Origin of the sequence: Fodinisporobacter ferrooxydans, assembly GCF_022818495.1 — a bacterium.
Lineage (GTDB): Bacteria > Bacillota > Bacilli > Tumebacillales > MYW30-H2 > Fodinisporobacter > Fodinisporobacter ferrooxydans.
The window spans coordinates 4,285,735-4,306,176 of record NZ_CP089291.1; the positions used below are offsets into that span (position 1 = coordinate 4,285,735).

The 20,442-nt window shown below is 45.6% G+C and carries 14 protein-coding genes and 1 riboswitch; of the genes, 2 read left to right on the plus strand and 12 right to left on the minus strand.

The genetic code is table 11. The features are described from left to right. Window positions 1-12: 12 nt before the first annotated feature. The 11 genes from sdhB to acsA all read right to left on the minus strand — a co-directional run bounded on the left by sdhB (window position 13) and on the right by acsA (window position 16,697). Window positions 13-777, minus strand: coding sequence for a succinate dehydrogenase iron-sulfur subunit (gene sdhB / locus LSG31_RS20660; protein WP_347436916.1), 765 nt, complete (start codon window positions 775-777; stop codon window positions 13-15). Window positions 778-807: 30 nt separating this feature from the next. Further along, window positions 808-2,544, minus strand: a complete 1,737-nt coding sequence (gene sdhA, locus LSG31_RS20665; RefSeq protein ID WP_347436917.1) for a succinate dehydrogenase flavoprotein subunit — start codon at window positions 2,542-2,544, stop codon at window positions 808-810. 13 nt (window positions 2,545-2,557) lie between these two features. Continuing rightward, on the minus strand, window positions 2,558-3,169 hold the full coding sequence (locus LSG31_RS20670) for a succinate dehydrogenase cytochrome b558 subunit (RefSeq protein ID WP_347436918.1): 612 nt from the start codon (window positions 3,167-3,169) through the stop codon (window positions 2,558-2,560). A gap of 421 nt (window positions 3,170-3,590) precedes the next feature. Then, window positions 3,591-4,835: an aspartate kinase gene (locus LSG31_RS20675; protein ID WP_347436919.1), complete on the minus strand. Its 1,245-nt coding sequence runs from the start codon at window positions 4,833-4,835 to the stop codon at window positions 3,591-3,593. A 97-nt stretch (window positions 4,836-4,932) separates the two neighbouring features. Continuing rightward, window positions 4,933-5,124, minus strand: a riboswitch (Lysine riboswitch). A gap of 96 nt (window positions 5,125-5,220) precedes the next feature. Beyond that, complete coding sequence (gene treR / locus LSG31_RS20680; protein ID WP_347436920.1) at window positions 5,221-5,973, minus strand: trehalose operon repressor; 753 nt, start codon at window positions 5,971-5,973, stop codon at window positions 5,221-5,223. Between the two features lie 65 nt (window positions 5,974-6,038). Continuing rightward, window positions 6,039-7,724 carry an alpha,alpha-phosphotrehalase gene (gene treC, locus LSG31_RS20685; RefSeq protein WP_347436921.1) on the minus strand — a complete coding sequence of 562 codons (1,686 nt, stop codon included), beginning with the start codon at window positions 7,722-7,724 and terminating at the stop codon, window positions 6,039-6,041. Window positions 7,725-7,834: 110 nt separating this feature from the next. After that, window positions 7,835-9,781: a PTS system trehalose-specific EIIBC component gene (treP, locus tag LSG31_RS20690; protein ID WP_347436922.1), complete on the minus strand. Its 1,947-nt coding sequence runs from the start codon at window positions 9,779-9,781 to the stop codon at window positions 7,835-7,837. Between the two features lie 252 nt (window positions 9,782-10,033). Beyond that, window positions 10,034-11,737: a methyl-accepting chemotaxis protein gene (locus LSG31_RS20695; RefSeq protein ID WP_347436923.1), complete on the minus strand. Its 1,704-nt coding sequence runs from the start codon at window positions 11,735-11,737 to the stop codon at window positions 10,034-10,036. Between the two features lie 255 nt (window positions 11,738-11,992). Continuing rightward, complete coding sequence (uvrC, locus tag LSG31_RS20700; protein WP_347436924.1) at window positions 11,993-13,780, minus strand: excinuclease ABC subunit UvrC; 1,788 nt, start codon at window positions 13,778-13,780, stop codon at window positions 11,993-11,995. Window positions 13,781-13,941: 161 nt separating this feature from the next. Then, complete coding sequence (proC, locus tag LSG31_RS20705) at window positions 13,942-14,778, minus strand: pyrroline-5-carboxylate reductase (protein WP_347436925.1); 837 nt, start codon at window positions 14,776-14,778, stop codon at window positions 13,942-13,944. A 191-nt stretch (window positions 14,779-14,969) separates the two neighbouring features. Beyond that, complete coding sequence (acsA, locus tag LSG31_RS20710) at window positions 14,970-16,697, minus strand: acetate--CoA ligase (RefSeq protein WP_347436926.1); 1,728 nt, start codon at window positions 16,695-16,697, stop codon at window positions 14,970-14,972. Between the two features lie 231 nt (window positions 16,698-16,928). On the opposite strand from acsA, the gene LSG31_RS20715 reads away from it, so the two are divergent. Both LSG31_RS20715 and LSG31_RS20720 read left to right on the plus strand, forming a co-directional pair. After that, window positions 16,929-17,570, plus strand: coding sequence for an N-acetyltransferase (locus tag LSG31_RS20715; RefSeq protein WP_347436927.1), 642 nt, complete (start codon window positions 16,929-16,931; stop codon window positions 17,568-17,570). 12 nt (window positions 17,571-17,582) lie between these two features. Continuing rightward, on the plus strand, window positions 17,583-18,743 hold the full coding sequence (locus LSG31_RS20720) for an acetoin utilization protein AcuC (protein ID WP_347436928.1): 1,161 nt from the start codon (window positions 17,583-17,585) through the stop codon (window positions 18,741-18,743). A 92-nt stretch (window positions 18,744-18,835) separates the two neighbouring features. On the opposite strand, the gene LSG31_RS20725 is transcribed toward LSG31_RS20720, so the two are convergent. Further along, window positions 18,836-20,350 carry an o-succinylbenzoate--CoA ligase gene (locus LSG31_RS20725; RefSeq protein ID WP_347436929.1) on the minus strand — a complete coding sequence of 505 codons (1,515 nt, stop codon included), beginning with the start codon at window positions 20,348-20,350 and terminating at the stop codon, window positions 18,836-18,838. Window positions 20,351-20,442: the final 92 nt, after the last annotated feature.

A 20,442-nucleotide genomic window follows, 5' to 3' on the forward strand; every position in this document is an offset into this window, starting at 1 on the left:
CCTATTTTCTCTTTATTTTTTCAGCATATTGCTGATGGAATATGAATTGACTTGGCGATTCATGGCTGCAATCGAAGTTGTCAATGGGATTCCTTTCGGGCAAACTTGTACACAGTTTTGCGAGTTGCCGCACTCATGAATCCCGCCTTCGCCCATCAATGCTTCCAGGCGCTCTTCTTTGTGCATGGAACCGGTCGGATGTGTATTAAACAAACGGGCTTGTGAAATCGCGAATGCTCCGATGAACGATGTACGCTCGTTAACATTTGGACATGCTTCCACACATGCGCCGCATGTAAAACATTTGGACAGTTCATATGCCCATTGGCGGTCTCTTTCCGCCATTCTTGGACCTGGTCCAAGATCATATGTGCCATCGATCGGAATCCAGGCTTTTACCTTTTTCAATGCTTCAAACATCCGGCTGCGGTCGATGACCAAATCACGAACGACAGGGAACGTCCGAGCCGGCTGCAAACGGATCGGTTGTTCCAATTTATCGATCAACGCCGTGCAGGCCTGACGAGGTTTGCCGTTGATGACCATCATGCAAGCACCGCACACTTCTTCGAGGCAGTTGGATTCCCATGTCACGGGTGCTACCGATTTGCCGGATGCATTCACAGGATTCCGCTGAATCTCCATCAGACAGGCAATCACATTCATGCCGGATCGATAGGGAATGGAAAATTCCTCTTGATATGGTTTCGAATTCGGTCCTTCCTGACGTTCAATGATCAGACGAATCGTCTTTTGCGCCGTGGTTTCAGTACTCATCGCATATTTCCCTCCTTATCCCAGAAGATTCTAGTATTTCCGTACGCGCGGTTTAATTAAAGACGTATCCACATCTTCATACTCCAATTCCGGACCGTTCGGAGAGAAGCGTGCTTTTGTCGTCTTCAGCCAATTCTCATCATCCCGCTCCGGGAATTCCGGCTTGTAATGGGCGCCGCGAGATTCATTGCGGTTCAATGCGCCAAGTGTAATGACGCGGGCGAGCTCCAACATGTTCTTCAACTGGCGTGTAAATGGCGCCATCTGATTTTCCCAGCGGGATGTATCCGACATGCCGATGCGATTCCAACGCTCCATCAGCTCTTGGATCTTGTCATCCGTCTGCTGCAATTGCTTGTTGTACCGGACAACCGTCACGTTGTCTGTCATCCATTTGCCGAGTTCCCGATGCAATTGATACGGATTTTCATTGCCTTCCATTTTCAAAATGGATTCATACTGTTCTTCCCGTTTTTTGCGCTCCGCCTCAAATACTGTTGAAGATACGTCGCTGGAAGACTTTTTCAATCCACTCACATAATTGAGCGCAAACGGTCCTGTAATCATACCGCCATAGATCGCAGACAGCAACGAGTTTGCCCCTAAGCGATTGGCGCCATGGTATTGGTATTCACACTCCCCGCACGCGAACAGGCCGGGAATGTTGGTCATTTGATCGTCATTGCCAACCCAAAGTCCACCCATCGAATAGTGAACAGCAGGGAAAATTTTCATCGGAACTTTCCGCGGATCATCACCGACAAACTTTTCATAAATTTCAAGAATCCCGCCGAGTTTCACGTTCAGAACATCGGCAGGAATATGTGAAACATCCAGATATACCTTATTTTCACCATCCAAGCCAAGCCCCTGGTTTACGCAGACATCAAAAATTTCACGGGTTGCGATGTCCCGTGGAACGAGATTTCCGTAGGCAGGGTATTTTTCTTCAAGGAAATACCATGGCTTTCCGTCTTTATACGTCCAGACTCGTCCACCTTCACCACGCGCCGACTCGGACATCAACCGCAACTTGTCATCACCCGGGATCGCTGTCGGATGGATTTGGATAAATTCACCGTTGGCATAATATACGCCTTGCTGATAAACAGCTGAAGCGGCTGTTCCGGTATTGATGATGGAATTCGTACTGCGTCCGAAAATCAATCCAGGACCGCCGGTTGCAAGAATGACCGCATCTGCAACAAAGCTATGAATTTCCATGGTGCGCAACTCCTGTGAAACAACACCGCGGCAAATCCCTTCATCGTCTACAATAACACCTAAAAACTCCCAACCTTCATGCTTCTGAACGAGACCGGCGGCTTCATGCCGGCGAACCTGCTCATCCAATGCATATAGCAATTGCTGGCCCGTAGTAGCACCGGCAAAGGCTGTACGGTGGTGTTTGGTACCGCCAAAACGGCGGAAGTCGAGCAATCCTTCGGGGGTACGGTTAAACATGACGCCCATGCGGTCCATTAAGTGGATGACGCCGGGAGCCGCTTCGCACATTTTGAGTACCGGAGTCTGGTTTGCCAAAAAGTCTCCACCGTAAACCGTATCATCAAAGTGAATCCAGGGAGAGTCCCCTTCCCCTTTTGTATTGACAGCGCCATTGATGCCGCCTTGTGCGCAGGCGGAGTGTGAACGCTTCACTGGTACGAGCGAAAACAAATCCACCGGGATTCCGTGTTCCGCTATTTTAATGGTGGCCATAAGCCCTGCGAGGCCTCCGCCAACTACGATGATCCGTTGTTTACTCACGACGATTCCCTCCTTACGCCTGGTGCGTGAACGCTACCAAAGCGGCTACTCCGACATATGACATGATAAGGAAGAACACCATCATCACGTACGCCGAGATTTTTTGTGCACGAGGTCCAACTGTCAAACCCCAGTGAACAAAGAACGACCATAATCCATTTGTAAAATGAAACGTAGCGGCAACAATGCCAATGATCATGAACCAGAATGCAAATGGGCTCGTTACGATATTTGCTACCATGTCAAAGCTTGGCGCATTGCCGCTAAAACGGGTCGTCCACAAATGATATACGATAAAAATAAACGTAATAACGCCTGTAATCCTTTGTAAAACGAACATCCAGTTTCTGAACCAACCGAATTTCCCCGCATTGTATCCTGCCGTATAAGCGATATACAAACCGTATACACCGTGATACAAGACAGGCAGAAAAATGAACAGAAATTCAATGGCCCCCAAATAAGGAAGATGCTGAAGCGTGCCTACCGCATCGTTAAACGCCTTTGGTCCTTTCGTAGCCATCGAGTTGGTAAAAAAGTGTTCGATTAAAAAAAGTCCTACAGGTACTACCCCCGCCAATGAATGAATCCGGCGAGCTACAAAATCCCTTTTTTCACTTGCCAATGTGTGTGCCCCCCTTCTGACGATCCCCCGTCTTTCACGCGCAACCGTCAAAATTTTTTGCAAAAAAATGGCGCGTGCTGACACTCTTGCAGTAATCACGCGTTACTAATGTGACATCGCTCAAACCGGAGCTCTTTTCCTGACCATTCGCATTTCGTATGTGTGGATCTTTCAGGCATGTACTGAAATCCACCAGTGTCAACACAACCGTATGTACATAAATGACTGAGAGAACCATAGTTGTGAACAATGTCACATAATTGTCACCTAAAATTGTACTTTCGAAGTATATAAGTGTCAAGAAAAGCAATCGGATGTTAATTGCGTCTCATTCCTTAAAATCAGCTTTCCCTGTTTGAAACTTGTTTACAACAATATTCACAAAAAACATTCGCAAGTTAGAAATTAAATAGCCAATTTTCTAAACAACTGCCGCTTCCTCGTGTTGTTGCACCGCATCTAACGCAAATGCAGTATGCAGGATTTGCATGGCTTGTTTCGCCAAGCCGCTCTCAATCACACAGGATACTTTAATTTCCGAAGTGCTTACCATTTTTATTTGAATATTATGGTCAATCAACGCTTGGAACATGTCTGCAGCAACGCCAGGATTGCTGATCATCCCCGCACCGACAATGGATACTTTGGCGAGATCTTCCTCAAACACATACGCTTGCGCCCCTATTTGGTCTTTCAATTGTTCGAGAATCTCCATGGTACGTTTGCGGTCATCTTTTGTAATCGTAAATGAAATATCGCCCACATCGTTTTGTACAATACTTTGTACAATAATATCTACGTTAATACTCTCCTTTGCCAAGGATTGAAATACGATTTTTAAATTTTCCACCCGATTCGGCACACCGACCAATCCTACTTTTGCAACATTCGTATCATATGCAATCCCGCGCACTACGAGCCCTTTTTCCATTTGTGCAACCTCCTTGACATACGTTCCTTCCACTTGTGAAAATGAAGACCGAACCATTAATGGCACATGATATTGTTTTGCGTATTCCACCGCCCGCGGATGCAGTACAGCTGCTCCAAGATGCGCCAATTCCAGCATCTCGTCATAGGAGATTTCCTGAATCTTTCTGGCAAATGGTACAATCCGCGGATCTGTGGAATAAACTCCATCTACATCCGTGTAAATTTCGCAAACATCCGCTTGAACCGCTGCAGCCAAGGCAACCGCCGTCGTATCGGATCCGCCCCTACCTAATGTAGTGATCTCGCGATCGATTGTCCATCCTTGAAAACCTGCAACAATCGCTACAGAGCCAGATGCAACAGTATCAATCAAACGCCTTGGGTCTATATCCATAATCCGTGCTTTGCTGTGAACAGGCTCTGTCACAATGCCTGCTTGCCAACCGGTAAAGGAATAAGCGGATATACCTTTCTGCTGCAAAGCCATTGCCAGCAGGGCGATTGAAATTTGCTCCCCTGTCGTCAACAGCATATCCATTTCCCGTGCCTGCGGTTCCGGTGTAATTTGCCTTGCCAAATCGATTAACTCATCTGTCGTGTGCCCCATTGCCGATACGACGACAATCACTTGGTTGCCTGCAGCAACTGTCTGAGCAACCCGATTTGCTACATTTTGTATGCGCTCAACCGACCCGACGGATGTACCGCCGAATTTTTGAACCATTCGTGCCATTGTATTTGTCCTCCGTTCTTCTGAAAACAATAAAAAAACGGCCAAAGAAGAATAGACGATTCTCCTATGCCGCAATCGCGCCGATCGTCCCTCCCCCGTGTGAGATAGTACTCCATCACTTGCTGGGAACAAGTGATGACAGTCCTGCAGATCTTTTCTGCAGACCCAGCATGTATGCAGGCGACTCCATACACACTTCGGCGGTGACCCCTTTCGTACAAACACTCCACTTCGCCAATGGAATCTTGTGTTCCGACTACTATTGACCGACCGCGCCTCTACCTCACTCCATTCGAGTGAGGTCCCTTATTCAATTGATGATTATTATATCACAGCATGCTTGCGTCGGCTATACGCGAAAGCAAAAAACGGTTTACATGACGGTTTACATGTTTGGATACGAGTAATTGGCGAATCGTCTGGCAAAGTCCACAAAACGGAATTTATCGGGCCGATGCCGAGATTCCGTATATTGAAACAGAGTGATATCTTCCAAGTAAACATGATTTTTTACAACCACTACATTCGGAAAACCTTCAAGATCCAAATACGTGCGGTCCATTTCCGTCGGTTCTTCAACCAAAATTTCTTTCTTTGCAAAGCCGATGGAAAGTTGCAACTCATTTTCTATGTATTCATAAATCGAATCCTCACAAATCTCTTTCGTCAAAAATGTTATATACTGTTTATTAAAGTAATCAACGTCCAATATAATTTTTTCACCGTCGATCTCTCGTGTACGTACGACTTTCCAGATTTCTGCCGCAGTAGAAACATTTAACTCTGTTTGGATAAAGGCATCCGGTTTGATCAAGGATAGTTCCTGCAGAATCGTTCGTGACGTACCGCCCATTGCTTTAGCAATTTGTTTGAAACTTACCAACTCTGTTATAGGAAAATTGTACTTTCTTCGAATATCAAGAACTACCGATCCCTTCCCCTGAATTTTTTGTATATAACCATTCTGATACAACATCTGCAGCGCTTCGCGAATGGTTCCTCTGGCAACCTCATATTGTTGCATAAATTCATGCTCGGTCGGTAATTTTGTATTTGGTTGATACGTTCCGTTTTGAATTTTTTCTACCAGTTCTTCATAAATCATGAAACTTTTTGTATGATTGCTTTTGCTCTTCATATTACACCACCCGATATTTGAAAGAAAAAAGATGTTTGAAAGAAAAAAGTTAGAAACAAAAGTTTCTAACTTTTTTGAATAAGAAACGCTACAGACTCGTATGGCCGCAACGGCAGATGATGACACTGATTGGCAGTATCCGCATAATTGGAAATCAATATACAAGGCGTACCATCCAATTGTATATGTTCAGGAAGGGAAAACGTTGTTTCCGTTGCAAAGAAATTATTTACAACCAAAACAATATCGCCTTGATACTTTCGCAAATACGCAAAAATATAAGGGTCGTCTTCCAAAATCCATTCAAACGTTCCGCATGAAATCACATCATACTTTTTTCGCAACTGGATCAACTTCTTATAATGATAAAATACGGAATCCGAATCGGCAAGTGCTCGTTCTACATTTATGCGTTTGTAATTGGAAGACACAGAAATCCACGGAGTCCCGCCCGTAAATCCCGCATGCATTTGATCCGACCACTGCATCGGAGTGCGCGAGTTGTCACGGGATTTTTGCTTGAGGGCCGCCATGATTTCCGTTTCCGCTCTTCCTTGCTTTCCTAAAAGATGATACGCATTGATCGATTCAACATCCCGGTATTCCCCGATGGTTTCAAAGCAGGGATTTGTCATCCCGATTTCCTCGCCCTGATAAATATACGGTGTACCCTGCAAGAAATGCAGAGCTGTTGCAAGCATTTTGGCGGATTGCTTGTGATGCTCACGATCGTTGCCAAAACGGGATACGACCCGCGGTTGATCGTGGTTGCTCCAGAAGAGCGCATTCCAACCGCCGCCTTGTTGCATTCCCGCTTGCCATTTGCTTAAAATTTGCTTTAATTTTAGAAAGTCAAAGGGAGCAGCCACCCACTTTTCACCATTGGGATAATCCACTTTCAAGTGGTGAAAGCTAAATGTCATATCAAGTTCGTTTTCAGCAGGATTCGTATATTTTATGCAATTGTCAATCGATGTGGAAGACATTTCGCCAACGGTCATCAGGTTTGCTTTCTTTGCAAAAACGCGACGATGCATTTCCTTCAAAAATTCATGCACTCTTGGACCGTCCGTATAGTATTTTCGCCCGTCCGCTGTCGGCGTTTCCAGCGTGTCATTGGGGAATTGCTGATTCTTGGAAATCAAATTGATGACATCCAACCGGAATCCATCGACTCCTTTATCGATCCAAAATTGCATCATGCGATATACTTGTTCTCGCAATTCAGGGTTTTCCCAATTTAAGTCCGCTTGTGTCACATCGAACAAATGTAAATAGTATTGACCGGTTGTCGCATCATATTGCCATGCGCTTCCCCCGAATTTTGACTGCCAATTATTCGGCGGTTCGTTGTTCTTGCCATCTTTCCAAATATAAAAGTTGCGGTACGGGCTATCTTTTGCAGATTTGGCTGCCTGAAACCATGGATGTTCCGTAGACGTATGATTTACGACAATGTCCATGATGATTTTGATTCCGCGCATATGTGCCTGTTCCAACAGTCGGTCAAATGTTTCCATGGTTCCATATTCAGGATTGATGGAAACATAATCGCGAATATCATATCCGTTGTCATGCTGCGGGGATTCATAAATAGGAGTCAGCCAAACGACATCGATTCCAAGTCCTTGCAAATAGTCCAGTTTTTCAATGATACCTTGTATATCTCCGACTCCGTTTCCGGTTGTATCGTAAAAACTTTTTGGATATATCTGATACACAACCGCTTTTTTCCACCATGGTTGAGACAAGGGGAACACACCTTTCTTTCATGAATCGAGCCAGCTTTCGCCGGCTGCTTTTCCATCCATTTGCTTCACAACTGCTCATCACAAACGCAACAAGAACGGTTCCGTGTTTTTTATAAATCAACTTTTTTCGCTTTTGCAGTTGCAAGTGTCAAGACAAATGGAACCACAAGCGCAATCGCCATGCCGATAAAGAACGGTCCCCACTGATTTGGAAAAATAGACAAGAATCCCGGGATTCCCCCCACACCGATGGATGTTGCGCGAACATGGTACAACGTAATGAAAAATCCGGCGATCGCGGAACCGATCATCGCGGAATAAAACGGGAAACGAAAACGAATGTTAACGCCAAACATCGCCGGTTCGGTAATGCCCAAATACGCGGAAATCGCAGACGTCAATGCCATCCCGCGCAGTTTTTCGTCGTGTTTGTTCGCAAACATCATCGCAAGGGCTGCAGAACCTTGGGAAATGTTTGAAAGCGCCAAAATCGGCCACAAGAATGTGCTGCCGGTGCTTGCAATCAACTGCAGATCCACCGCGAGGAATGTGTGATGCATGCCCGTTATCACGAGAACGGAATAGAGCGCGCCATATACAAGGCCGCCAAGCCAGGCAAAATGATTGAAGACAAACATAAACACATCTGTAACGCCGCGGCCGATGGCGAAAGTAACCGGGCCGATAATAATAAATGACAAAAATCCGGTAATCAACAATGTAATGGGAGCGACAAGCAATAATTTAAATCCGTCGGGTACCCGGTTTGCAATCCATCGTTCAATTTTTGCCAAAACGTAAGAGGAAACAAGAACCGGCAGCACTTGTCCTTGGTAGCCGATTTTTTGAATTTGCAGACCAAAGAGATTCCAATGTGGAACCGCATGCTTGGCGACAGCTGCAGCATATCCCCACGCATTCAAAAGTTCCGGGTGTATCAGCATAAGCCCCAGAACGATCCCCAAAAGTTCACTTCCGCCAAATCGTTTGACAGCCGACCATCCAATCAGGCCCGGCAAAAACGTGAACGACGTATTGGCGATCAAGTTGATGATGTCCGCAAAATCTTTCCATGCCGGATGAACATCGATAAATGCAAGATCCGGATGACGATAAAAAATACCGGGGCCACTCAGTATGTTGTTAATCCCCATGAGCAGACCTGCTGTGATAATAGCGGGCAGAAGGGGAATAAAAATATCTCCCAATGTTTTGATGAAACGTTGAATGGGATTGAGTTTCTCTGCCGCAAGAGATTTCATTTCCTCTTTGGAAACTTGTCCTGCGCCTGTAATCTCAATGAATTCCGCATATGCTTTTTCGACAACTCCAGGGCCGATGACGATCTGGAATTGCCCGTTTGCCGAAAATGTACCTTTCACAAGATCAATTGCCTCTAATTTGGTTTGATCGATTTTTCTTTCATCTTTGAGAGCCAAGCGCAGTCTCGTTACACAGTGTGTTGCTGCATTTACATTCTCTTTGCCGCCGATCGCTTCAACGATTTGTTCGACGGAGGATTTCTTCAGTTCCTGTGCAGAATTGAGATTCGCTTTGATTTGTATGTTCAAAATTTCAGTTTTCCCTTGTTCCGCCTGTATATTAATGTTTTTTGCAAGACTTTCCACCACTTGACCATTCGTAATGACAATCGGGGTAATGATACTTGCAGCTTTTTCCTGAATGTATTCTAGATCAAATGTCAATAAAAGATCTCCAACTTTTACTAGATCCCCCTCTTTCACATGACTCGTAAAGCCTTCGCCATTTAATGCTACGGTCTCAAGTCCCACATGGATCAGGATCTCCAAGCCGGATTCGGATAAAATGCCGACTGCATGTTTTGTAGGAAAGACATGCAGGATCTTGCCGTTTACAGGAGAGACTACTTCTCCTTTGGATGGTTCAATGGCCATGCCTTCACCCATGATTTTGGACGCAAACGTGGGATCAGGAACCTGTTCGATATCAAATACTCTTCCACTGAGCGGCGCATATAAAATTTCGCCATTCTTGCATACTTTGTTTTCATTGCGTTCCAACACTGCACTCTCCAACCATAACTCCTCCTTAAATCGCTTTCACATGTCGAATTTTGTCTATACAAATTTATAATTAAATCTATCTTGTATAGACAACTTTGTCAATTTTAAATTTTTACAGGAAATAAATTGATGTTTATTGTCTGCCAATTTATACGACTGCATTCCATAGTGTTTTTGAAACGATCCAAATACGCGCAAAAAAAAACGCCGCCATCCGATTGCAATTGGCCGACGTTTTTTTCAAAGAATGCTTTCCAAATACCACTATACTTTGAACGTATGTATCATAAGTTGTAAATCTTCTGTCATTTTGGCGAGTCCGCTGGCAGCTGTCGCAATTTCCTCCATCGATGCCAGTTGTTCTTGCGTTGTCGCTGATATCGTTTGTGATGCGGATGCAATTGACTCGGATCCTTCCGCAATATCATCGACTACACGCACAATTTCTTGCGCTCCGACCGACATTTGTTCCGTTGCGGCCGATACTTCTTGAATTTGCCGAAATACATCATCAACAGAAGCAGAAATCTTATCAAATGAATCTTTGGCAAGATTGACCACTTCGATTCCGGCATTTGCTTCTTTCGTACCTGCATCCATCGCAGCAACTGCTTTCGCAATGCCTTCCTGGATCGTATGAATGTAATTGGTGATTTGTTTCGCCGAGTTTGAAGATTGTTCGGCAAGTTTTCGAACTTCATCCGCCACAACCGCAAATCCCCGGCCGTGTTCTCCGGCTCTTGCCGCCTCAATCGCCGCATTTAAAGCAAGCAGGTTTGTTTGACTGGCAATTTCGGTTATAATTCCCACAATTTTGCCTATGTTTTGCGCGTGCGTCCCCAATTCTTTAATGAAATAGGAAGCATCCTGTACGGTTGTATGAATCGCGTTCATTTGATTGATCGCTTTATCGATCGCTTGATTGCCTTCTACTGTTGCTTCTGATGCAAACGTGACTGTTAAGGAAACTGTTTCCGCGTTGCCCGCAATTTGTTGGATGCCTGAAGCCATTTCATTTATGGTTTGCGCTGACTGTTCGATATTGGAAACCTGTTGCTGCGATCCTGCTGAAATCTCTTGAATGGAAGACGCAATATGTTCGGTTGCTTTGCTTGTTTGTTCAGAGCTTGCCAATAATTCTTCAGAAGAAGCAACAACTTGTAACGCACTCCAATGTGCTTGCTGAATGACCTTGCGGAGATTCATTGACATTTCGTTAAATGCTTTCGCTAACATTCCGATTTCATCGCGATTCTTGACTTTCAATTCATTCCCCGTTAAATCCCCGGAAGCGATTCGTTCTGTCATTTTCACCATCTCTGTCATCGGTTTTGAAATGATCCTTGCCATAAAAAGAGCGATTCCGATTCCGAAAACAATGGCTATTGAACTTGCGGCGAGAATTGTAATCCATCCGTATGTATACAGCTGAACAGATGCAGATGTCGCTTGATCTGCTTGACTCGTGTTGTATTGAATATTTTTTTCAAGATCATTCAGCGTTTGTTTATAAATGGGCGCCACTTGTTTCAACAATTTCTGTTTGCTTTCCAGATCCGTTGTTTGACCATGATTGATGAGTGCGGAAAGTTGTGAAAAATAGTTGATTTTATCTTGCTTAAATCTTTGATATAAATTTCGTTCGGTGCTATCGGAGAGCATAGAATCTTCATATTGTTTTTGTTTTTGATTGAGATCCTGAATCACCTGTTGTTGCTCTAAAATGACTTTATTTAATTCATTTCCGTCTGTTTCCAAAATGATTTGCAATACCAGCCGCTGGATATCAATGATGTCCCGTTGGGTATTATTGAGAATTTGAACGCTTGGCATCCATTCGTTTTGGATGTTGCGCGCTTCATTTCCCATTCGACTCATGCTCCAGATCGAAACAGTGCTTACAATAATTAAAAGAATGAGCACTCCTAAAAATCCCATCATTAATTTTTTCCCAATGCTAAGCTTCATTCTGACCCTCTCGTTTCTTGTCAATACTGTTGTTGAATGATTCATTTCATTGTTTTGAAACATTTTCATAAACCGATTTCAAAAATATTGTAAGCGAATTCAATCCCGAATGTCAATGAGAGGATTGCAACTACGTGGCAAATTTCGCACGTATCCTGCCGGTTTTTAAAATGTATATTTTCCGATCGCACAAAAAAAGAATCCGGACGAAGTTAAGAAATAGATTCTGTAACTGTCGTCATGGATTCAGAGAGATTATGATTCCACATTTGCCTGAGAGTGCAAAAAATCGAGAATCTGACGAGCCAATGCATCGCCGATTCCGATTTTGCGAAACTCTTCCACAGGTGCCTGACGCATGGCGGCAATCGATCCGAAATGTTTGAATAATGCCCGCTTCCGTTTTTCGCCAACTCCCGGGATATCATCCAAAACGGATTTGACTGCTTGCTTTCCTTTGGCATCCCGATAAAAGGTAATGGCAAATCGATGTACTTCATCTTGCACGCGTGTGAGCAAATAAAACGCCTGTGACGATCGATCGATCGAGACGGGGACGGGGTCATCCATAAAAAACAATTGGGACGTGCGATGCCGCTCATCCTTTGCCAATCCGCATACCGGGATTTGCAAACTCAGTTCGTCCTCCAACACTTCCAAAGCCGCACGAATATGGCCTTTGCCTCCATCGATTACAATCAAATCCGGCAATGGAAGTTGTTCCCGCAAGACTCTTGTGTATCGCCGCCGCACTACCTCCTGCATCGACGCATAATCATTCGGGCCTTGGACTGTTTTGATTTTAAATTTGCGATATTCTTTCTTGGCCGGTTGTCCGTCGGTAAACACGATCATGGCGGCAACCGGATCTGTTCCCTGAATATTGGAATTATCAAACGCTTCGATTCTCTTCGGCGCCGGAATGCCCAAAACGTCTCCCAATTGTTCCACTGCGAGAATCGTGCGGGCATGGTCGCGGTTCATCAATTGAAAACGTTCCTCTAAAGCAATTTGCGCGTTTTTGATCGCCAAATCGACCAACTCTTTTTTGTCGCCCCGCTTTGGCACGATCACTTTGGCGTCTAACCAGTCGCCGATCACGCTTGCATCAATTCCTTCCGGCAGAAAAATCTCCTTCGGAACATCTTGTTGATTCATATAAAATTGGGCAATCCAGGATAAAAAATCTTCTTCCACATCTCCGTAATGGTGAAATACGCTGACATCTCTTTGAATCATTTTGCCCTGTCGAATATAGAAGACCTGGATGCACATCATTCCTTTGTCCGCAAAAAATCCGAACACATCCCGATCTACCTGGTCGGCAACCGTTATTTTTTGGGATTCCATGACCCGTTCGATGTGCATGATCAAATCCCGTATTTCTTTCGCCTTTTCAAAATTCAACTGCTCAGCAGCCTCATTCATGTCCTCTTGCAGCTGCCTGACGATTTGTTTGTATCCGCCCTGCAAAAACCGGGTAATCTCTTTTATCATGTTTTGATACACATCCGGTTCCACCGTAAACTCACAGGGCGCCACACACTGGTTGATATGATAGTACAGACAGACTTTGTCTTTCAATGTCCGACATTTGCGCAACGGATACAGTCGATCCAACAATCGTTTCGTTTCCGCTGCCGACCCGGCATTTGGATAGGGGCCAAAATATTTCGCTTTATCTTTTTGCACGCGCCTGACGATTTCAATCCGCGGATGCAATTCATTGGTGATTTTTATATAGGGATATGTCTTGTCGTCTTTTAGCAAAATGTTATACTGCGGATTGTATTGTTTGATAAAATTGCATTCCAGAACTAACGCTTCTACCACCGTATCTGTCACAATGTACTCAAAGTCCTCAATATTGGATACGAGCGCCTGTGTTTTGCCGTCATGGCTCCCTGTAAAATATGATCGCACACGATTTTTCAACACTTTCGCCTTGCCTACATAAATAATGGTACCAGAGGCATCCTTCATGAGATATACACCTGGCTTGTCAGGCAAAAATTTGAGTTTTTCCCGAATCAGTTCATTCATGTCCTTCGACTCCGCTCCCTTTGCTATAACCATTGTAGCGCATTCGAAGAAATGTTTGTAGATTGAAAACTTGCCAGGGCAATGTCGCCTGCTGCAAGATGCCTTCCGAACATCCGCCGTTGCGGTGACAGATGATGTTTGCTTGCTTGCACATCATGTACTCAGTCTGATAACTCAGACTGATAAACAAGTCCCAACTCATGTGCGCGATCAGTAGCTTTGCATACCGCATCGACAATCGCCTGCGGAAAATTGCGCTCAGCCAAAACGGCGATGCCGGCAGCTGTCGTACCGGCCGGAGATGTGATATGTTCCCGCAGTGCGGCAGGGTCTTCTTCCGCCTCCTGCAGCATGCGGGCAGCTCCTACTACGGTTTGGTAAACAAGACGCTGAACGATTTCCTTTTCCAATCCGGTCTTGACGCCTGCTTCAACCAACGCCTCAATCATATAGTAAACGTATGCCGGTCCGCTTCCTGACAATCCGGTAATGGCATCCATATGCGACTCTTCCACTTCCTCTACAATCCCTACCGCTTCAAATAATCGTCTGATATTTATCAGATCCTGGTTTTTCACCCAGCGGCCCGGTGTAATCGCCGTGGCGGATTCCCCGACAGCACAGGACGTATTGGGCATTGTGCGAATCACGGACAACTCCGCTTCATTGAGCGTATCTTCAATCAACCGTGTCGGGACGCCGGCAATGACGGAAACAATGCATTTTCCTTTCAAATTGAAGGGTTTCAACCGCTCCAATCCATTCATGATATCCTTTGGTTTAAACGCCAGCACAATCACGTCTGCATGTTCAACAAAGGAAAGATCTCCCGGACTCGTTATATTTACGTCATATTTGGTTTGCAATCCCAATAGACGTGCTTGATTGGCAGCGTTCGTCACCCAAATGTCTTCCGGTTGCAACAGTTGATTCTGAATCACACCTTTGATCATCGCTTCGGCAATCGAACCGGCACCAATAAAACCGACTTGTTTCATGTAGATCCTCCCATTTGACACTTTTTCCTGAGTGTATAAAAATACATGGGAACTGTAAAGAGATAAATGAGAAAAAGGTCTGACAACAGCAGAAACCTGTTGTCAGACCTTTCCCTAATGTTATGAATTTTTCAATTGCATTGCGTTAGTCTTCCACAATTTTCATTCGGATTAACCTTCCATTATGCGGATCAATCTTCCATTGTAGACAAATCACCCGTTGGCAAGTTTAGCTCCCATGCTTTTAATACACGACGCATGATCTTGCCGCTTCTGGTTTTTGGCAGCTTGTCTTTAAATTCGATTTCCCGTGGTGCGGCGTGTGCCGCCAAACCTTCCTTGACAAATTTCCGAATGTCTTCTTTTAATTCTTCGGACGGCTGATATCCTTCGCGCAATGCGATAAACGCTTTGATAATTTCGCCGCGAAGGGGATCCGGCTTGCCGATTACACCGGCTTCTGCAATAGCCGGGTGTTCTACCAGCTTGCTCTCGACTTCAAATGGTCCTACCCGCTCGCCGGATGTGTTGATCACATCATCAATCCGGCCCTGGAACCAGAAATAACCATCTTCGTCTTTGTATGCGGAATCCCCGGAGATATACCAGCCTTCGATCCGGAAATATTCTTCATACTTCGCCGGATTGTTCCAAATCCGGCGCATCATGGACGGCCAGCCTTTGCGAATCGCCAGGTTGCCCATCCGATATGGCGGCAATTCATTGCCGTTGTCATCGATAATGGCGGCATGAATGCCAGGGAACGGCTTGCCCATCGAGCCCGGCTTAATCGGCATGCAAGGATAGTTGGAAACCACTTGGCCGCCCGTCTCCGTCATCCACCAGTTGTCATGAATACGCTTGCCGTATACTTTCATGCCCCAGCGCACCACTTCCGGATTTAAAGGCTCGCCCACGCTTAAAACGTGGCGAAGACGGCTTAGATCATATTTTTTCACGACATCATCGCCCGCGCCCATCAACATCCTAAACGCTGTCGGCGCACTGTACCAGACGGTCACATGATTGGTCTCCAAAGTGGAATACCAGTCGTCAGGACTGAACCGTCCGCCGCGAATCACGTTTGTAACGCCATTTAACCACGGAGCTAAAATTCCATAAGACGTTCCGGTAACCCAGCCGGGATCAGCCGTACACCAGTATATATCATTCTCTTTTAAATCCAGGATCCATTTGCCCGTCTGATAATGTTGAATCATGGCATTATGCACGTGCAATACACCTTTCGGCTTGCCAGTCGAACCGGATGTATAATGTAAAAGCATGCCATCTTCGCGATCGACCCATTCGATTTCAAGATCGCCGGATGCATCCTTCATGGCAGCAGCAAACGACACTTCACCTTCGCTTACTTCTTCTGCGCCCACCAGAATCACATGTTTCAAATCCGGCAATTCCGCACGGGGTACGCGCTCCAACAGCTTGGGTGTCGTAACAAGCGCGACTGCACCGCTGTCAAGCAAACGATCTTTCACAGCCGCAGCCATAAATGCCTCAAAAAGCGGTCCAACAATCGCGCCGATTTTGATTGCGCCTAAAAATGCGACATAAAGTTCGGGACTGCGCGGCATAAAAATAAATACCCGATCCCCTTTTTGAATGCCCAATGTACGCAGTACGTTCCCAAACCGATCCGAGAGTTCTTTCAGTTGTCCGAACGTATACGATTCATCTCGCGTCGCATCGCTATAATGCAATGCAATTTTGTCTTTCCTATCACCTGCCGCATGACGATCAATGGCCTCGTACGCAGCGTTTACCTTTCCCGTTGTGAACCATGAAAATTCTTTCTCTACGTCCTTCCAGGAAAAGGATGCATACGTTTCTTCATAGTTCTTCATGTTGTTCCCGGTAGTAACAACCTCAATGATTTCTTGATGTTGGTTTTGCTCTGACATACACTCGACCTCCTATCACCTACAGAAAACGTTTACAAGAATAGTTACATAATACTACAAAATTTCTTATTATGCTACCATAGTCTTCTCATATGTTCTATAATTTATACAGTTTTGATGAAATACTAGAAACCGAAATGGAATTTTGAAAAGTAGTCACAAACGAAAATGGATGATTCTATCTTCATACAAGAAAGGACCTTATAATGAAACTACGTGGAGGTGAATGGAATGCATGCGTTAAGCCATAGAAAGAGGTACCATGCCACAGAACTGCAACTCCCCGATTCGACGCTTGTCGTTGAAGGGCCGGTTCCGTCTGAGGTCATTTCAAACTATACATTTCATGAAGGCCTGCGGGCATTTCGCCCCGCTTTGCAGCAACAGAAAGCGATTGAAGAAATTGCCGATCTTCCGGAAGGCCGCGTGATCATTGCCAGAGAAGGAAACGTAATTGCAGCATATGTAACCTTTTTATATCCGGATCCTTTGGAACGCTGGTCACAAGGCAATATGGAGGATTTGCTGGAGCTTGGGGCAATTGAAGTCGCAGCACCGTGGAGACACGGGGGAACTGCAAAAAAATTGCTGGAAGTCGCGTTTATGGATGACGCCATGAACGATTATATCGTTATTTCTACCGAATATTATTGGCACTGGGATTTGGAAGGCACCCATTTAAGCGTATGGGATTATAAGGAAGTCATGAAAAAAGTGATGGGCAGTGTGGGGATGGAATACTTTGCAACGGATGATCCGGAAATTACTTGCCACCCGGCAAATATGTTGATGGCGCGAATCGGAACGCGCGTTCCGCTGGAATCCATTGAAAAATTTAATGAAATTCGCTTTCAATCGCGATACATGTATTAGGTGAGTGTGACGATGAGCGGAAAATCAGTATTTATATACAGCGACTCCTATCAAACATATAAATTTACCGAAGAACATCCGTTTAATCCGCAAAGGCTGCGAATGACAAGGGATTTGATTTGCCTGTTGGACCTGATAAAAACGGAGCAGTTGGTAACTCCGGCGCCAAGCTCTGTTGCCGACCTGTTGCTCGTTCACGACGAAACATATGTGCAAGCAGTCATGGAAGCGAGCCAAATGTCAACGGATTCCCCGGAATCTTTGCTTGCTTACGGACTTGGAACAGAAGATACGCCCATCTTTCCGAATATGCATGAAGCGACATCTTTGATCGTCGGCGGTACGGTCGCCGCCATGAATCTCGTATTGCGCGGTGAAGCCGATCATGCATGCAATATTGCGGGTGGATTGCACCACGCCCATCGTGCACAGGCATCCGGATTTTGTGTGTACAATGACGCCGCTGTTGCAATCGCCCATGCAAAAATGCAAAATCCGTCACTGAAAGTCGCGTATATCGATACGGATGCCCATCATGGGGATGGCGTACAATGGCTATTTTATAAAGATCCCAACGTTTTGACGATTTCTTTTCATGAAACGGGAAAATACCTGTTCCCCGGAACCGGTGATACGACAGAGCGCGGGGAAGGTCCGGGATACGGGTATTCCCTGAACGTTCCGCTACAAGCGTTTACAGAGGACGAGTCGTGGATGGAAAGCATGAAGACTGTACTCATTCCTGTACTGGAGCGTTTCAAGCCGGACATCATCATTAGCCAACATGGCTGTGACGGTCATCGATACGATCCTTTGACACATCTTTGCGCCACAACACATCTCTATCGGTTTATCCCAAAATTGATTCACCGTTTGGCACATGAAGTGTGCGACGGCAAATGGGTGGCGATTGGCGGAGGCGGCTATGACATTTGGCGGGTGGTGCCGCGCGCTTGGACGATGTTATGGGCGGAAATGTCCGATCAATCTTTGCAGGCGGCGATTCCAAAAGACTGGTTGGATCGCTGGCAGCCCCATGCACCGTCCGACCTTCCTGACACATTTTTGGACCATGCAAAAGATTTCCCGCCGATTCCCCGGCGCAAAGAAATTGAAGAACAAAATCGGATTGCGACCCGATTGGCTTTGCAGGGTTCTCCGTTTGTCATTTGATTTGGAATGAAAGTATTCATGAAAGTAATGTTGACTGATGATGATACAAACGTGTACGTTGCCGAAACGTACACGTTTGCTTTATCCGATCGCTATATCTTTCTTGTCCCCGTTGCATCTACAAGACCCAACAGTTCTCTTCTGAGTAATTTATTGGACGCATTTCTCGGCAATTGTACAACGCTGTAAAAGCATTTTGGAATCTTATAGCTGGCCAATTTTCCAAAACAGAAGGTTTTTAGCTCCTTTTCGTCAATGATTTGCCCAGGACGTATTTTTACAAAAGCTGCCGGAATTTTTCCCCAAACCGGATCCTCCATCCCGGTGACACCCGCTTCGAGAATCGCCGGATGTGACAGCAGAACGGCTTCCAATTCTGCCGGATAGATATTTTCCCCACCGGAAACAATCAAGTCGCTGCGCCGATCCAATACGTACAAAAATCCGTCTTCATCCAGGTAACCGATATCGCCTGTATGCAGCCATCCCTGTGTAAATACATGTGCCGTAGCATCGGCGCGATTCCAATAGCCCTTTGTCACATTCGGTCCTTTGACGAGAATTTCTCCGGCCTGCATCGGCTTTTGCACTTCACCGTCCTGAACAATCTGCAATTGCGCTTGAAATAAAGGCTTGCCGGCAGAACCGAGTTTTTGCAGCATATATTCCGGCGACAATGTCACGATTTGCGAAGCTGTTTCTGTCATTCCATATGTTTGATAGATCGGAATATCAAATGCCTTGCATGCTTCAAGGATCGGCAAAGGCGCAGGGCCTCCCCCGAGCAGCATGCATCGAAACGTTTCCGGATATCTCCGGTGGGAATCTTCCAGCTCATCGACCATTTGTTTCAACATCGCCGAGACTACAGATACAATCGTAACATGCTGCCGGATGATCGCATCATTGACCTGTTTCGGATCGAATGATTCAAGAACGACCATTGCGATTCCATACATGACACTCCGCATCAGAATCGACAAACCGCTGACATGAAACATCGGCACACACGCCAGCCAGCGGTCATCCAGGTGCAATCCAAGATTCAGCGCCGAGCCGATTGCACTCCACCAATGATTTCCATAGCATAACTGTACTCCTTTGGGATAACCTGTTGTTCCGGATGTATAGATAATCGTATGTGTCTGATCCAGATCAAACTCCATCTGAAGTTCCTCTGTAGCAGTCTCCGGATGCTCCATCATTTCCGATACGGTACGCCATGCCAAATGCGGCAGCCGATGGTTCTGTCTGATTTCCTGCACTTTTTCCAGAAATGACAAATCATATAGGACATGTGCAACATTGGCGTCTTCGATTTGCCACGCCAATTCATGTGCACTTAAACGGGTATTCAGCAAAACCATAACTGCTCCGATATATTCCAGACCATGAATCAGCTCTATGATTTCCAACCCGTTTGGAAACAACAATGCGACATGATCGCCTTTATGAACACCCATCCGAATCAGTCGCCGGGCAACCGACTGTGCCCGCTTGTCCAATTCGGCAAATGTCACAATGTTGTCATGCAGGATGACTGCTGGCCGCTCAGGAGTCAAATCTGCCCGTTTGCGCAGCCAATTCGGTACGATTGTGTGTGTCATGATTCATGCCATCCTTTCCATGCAATCTGCATCCAAAAGCTAACCGCCGCCAGATCCGAGTTTCCCATTGCAAAATCACATATGCCAATCAA

Coding starts and splice junctions, on each gene's coding strand:
- LSG31_RS20695 (WP_347436923.1), bottom strand. CDS start 11,737: ATGAAGCTTAGCATTGGGAAAAAATTAATGATGGGATTTTTAGGAGTG.
- LSG31_RS20725 (WP_347436929.1), bottom strand. CDS start 20,350: ATGACACACACAATCGTACCGAATTGGCTGCGCAAACGGGCAGATTTG.
- proC (WP_347436925.1), bottom strand. CDS start 14,778: ATGAAACAAGTCGGTTTTATTGGTGCCGGTTCGATTGCCGAAGCGATG.
- sdhB (WP_347436916.1), bottom strand. CDS start 777: ATGAGTACTGAAACCACGGCGCAAAAGACGATTCGTCTGATCATTGAA.
- LSG31_RS20715 (WP_347436927.1), top strand. CDS start 16,929: ATGCATGCGTTAAGCCATAGAAAGAGGTACCATGCCACAGAACTGCAA.
- acsA (WP_347436926.1), bottom strand. CDS start 16,697: ATGTCAGAGCAAAACCAACATCAAGAAATCATTGAGGTTGTTACTACC.
- uvrC (WP_347436924.1), bottom strand. CDS start 13,780: ATGAATGAACTGATTCGGGAAAAACTCAAATTTTTGCCTGACAAGCCA.
- LSG31_RS20675 (WP_347436919.1), bottom strand. CDS start 4,835: ATGGCACGAATGGTTCAAAAATTCGGCGGTACATCCGTCGGGTCGGTT.
- LSG31_RS20720 (WP_347436928.1), top strand. CDS start 17,583: ATGAGCGGAAAATCAGTATTTATATACAGCGACTCCTATCAAACATAT.
- treR (WP_347436920.1), bottom strand. CDS start 5,973: ATGAAGAGCAAAAGCAATCATACAAAAAGTTTCATGATTTATGAAGAA.